This is a genomic window from Frankia gtarii (genome assembly GCF_025403375.1).
GTDB lineage: Bacteria > Actinomycetota > Actinomycetes > Frankiales > Frankiaceae > Frankia > Frankia gtarii.
On sequence record NZ_JAMPTM010000517.1, the window covers coordinates 1 to 1,657 of the forward strand.

Here is a 1,657-nt window from a genome sequence, read left to right on the forward strand (position 1 = left end):
GGCGCCGTCGAGGCCGGCGGTGAGCAGGGCGGCGACGGGGCCGGACGGGTCGGCGAGGTGGCCGTCGACGAGCAGGCCGCGGGCGGTCAGCCAGGCGGTGAACTCGGGGGCGGCGCGCAGGTTGAACAGGTCGCGCATGCCGGCGGCGTCGTGGTAGCTCGTCGACTGGTAGCCGAGCATGACGTCGTCGGCGCTCGGGACGCCCATCACGAACGTGCAGCCGGCGGCGACGAGCAGGACGAGCAGGTCGTCGTTGGTGTTCTGGTCGGCGTCGACGTGGTTGGTGTAGCAGACGTCGCAGCCCATCGGCAGGCCCAGCAGCTTGCCGACGAAATGGTCCTCCAGGCCGGCGCGGGTGATCTGGCGGGCGTCGGCGAGGTACTCCGGGCCGATGAAACCGACCACCGAGTTGACGAGGAACGGGTCGAACGCCCGCGCCACCCCGTGCGCCCGCGCCTCGCAGGTGAGCTGGTCGACGCCGTGATGCGCGTCGGCGGACAGGGCGCTGCCCTGCCCGGTCTCGAAGTACATGACCTGCTCGCCGACGAAGTCGCCCGGCCGGTCCCGGCGGTGGTGGGCGAGCACGGCCTCCCGGCCCTCGGCGAGCAGGTCCAGGGTGATCCCGAAGCTGGTGTTCGCCGCCTCGGTGCCGGCAACGGACTGGAACAGCAGGTCCACCGGTGCCCCGGCGGTCAGCGCGGCGAGCTGGGTGGTGAGGTGCGCGAGCACGCACGTCTGGGTCGGCAGGGCGAGCGCGTCGACCAGGGCGCCGAGGCCGCGCAGGATCGTCCCGACCTGCTCGACCGACTCGCGCGCCGGGTTCACACCGAGCACCGCGTCGCCGCAGCCGTGCAGCAGGCCGTCGAGCACCGACAACAGGATGCCCTCCAGGTTGTCGGCGGGATGGTTCGGCTGGACCCGCACGCCGAGGACGCCCGCCTCGCCGATCGTGTTGCGGCAGCGGGTCACCGTCCGCAGCGGCTTCGCCGCGCAGATCAGGTCCTTGTCGCTCATGACCTTCGCGGTGGCGGCGGCGATCTCGGGGGTGATCGCGCGGGCCAGGCCGTCGTCGCGCCAGCGCGCCGGGAACGACGGCGCCAGCACGAGCTCGCGGAACTCACCCACGGTCAGCGATGCCAGCGGGGCGAACAACGCGGTGTCGTGGCCGCGCAGGATCAGGTCGGTGACCGCGTCGTCGATCAGCGGCGCGGCGACGATCTCACCGAGGGTGACGTCGGCGAGCGCGAGCTTGGCCGCCACCCGCTCGCGCGCCGACCCGGCGGCGATCCCGGCGAGCTGGTCGCCGGACTTCTCCTCGTTCGCCTTCGCGAACAGCTCCGCCAGATCGGCGAAGACATGCCGCTCGCCGCGCAACGTCACCCGGTAGGCCACCGCGACCACCTCCCGTTCGCTGGCGCACTCGGTTCCCGACGCATTCCGCTCGCTGACGCACTCGTTCGCGGAAGCACTCCGTTCAGGGAAGCAGGTCGTTCGCGGAAGCAGGTCGCTCGCCACCGGGTGTCGCTCGCCGGCGCACTCCGCGCGTAACGGTACGTACCTTTGCCCCGGACGGACGATGGAGCCGTATTACGGTGCTCCCCGTGCCGGAGGACGGGAACGGGAACGCGGGCGCCGGCGGGGCCGGTGCGCCCGGCAC

Annotated in this window: 1 protein-coding gene; it reads right to left on the reverse strand. The window is 72.7% G+C overall.

What is annotated here, in order from left to right:
• The coding region (eutB, locus tag NBZ83_RS31990; RefSeq protein WP_261576493.1) for an ethanolamine ammonia-lyase subunit EutB at positions 1 to 1,392 on the reverse strand (1,392 nt) is incomplete at its 3' end.
• Positions 1,393 to 1,657: the final 265 nt, after the last annotated feature.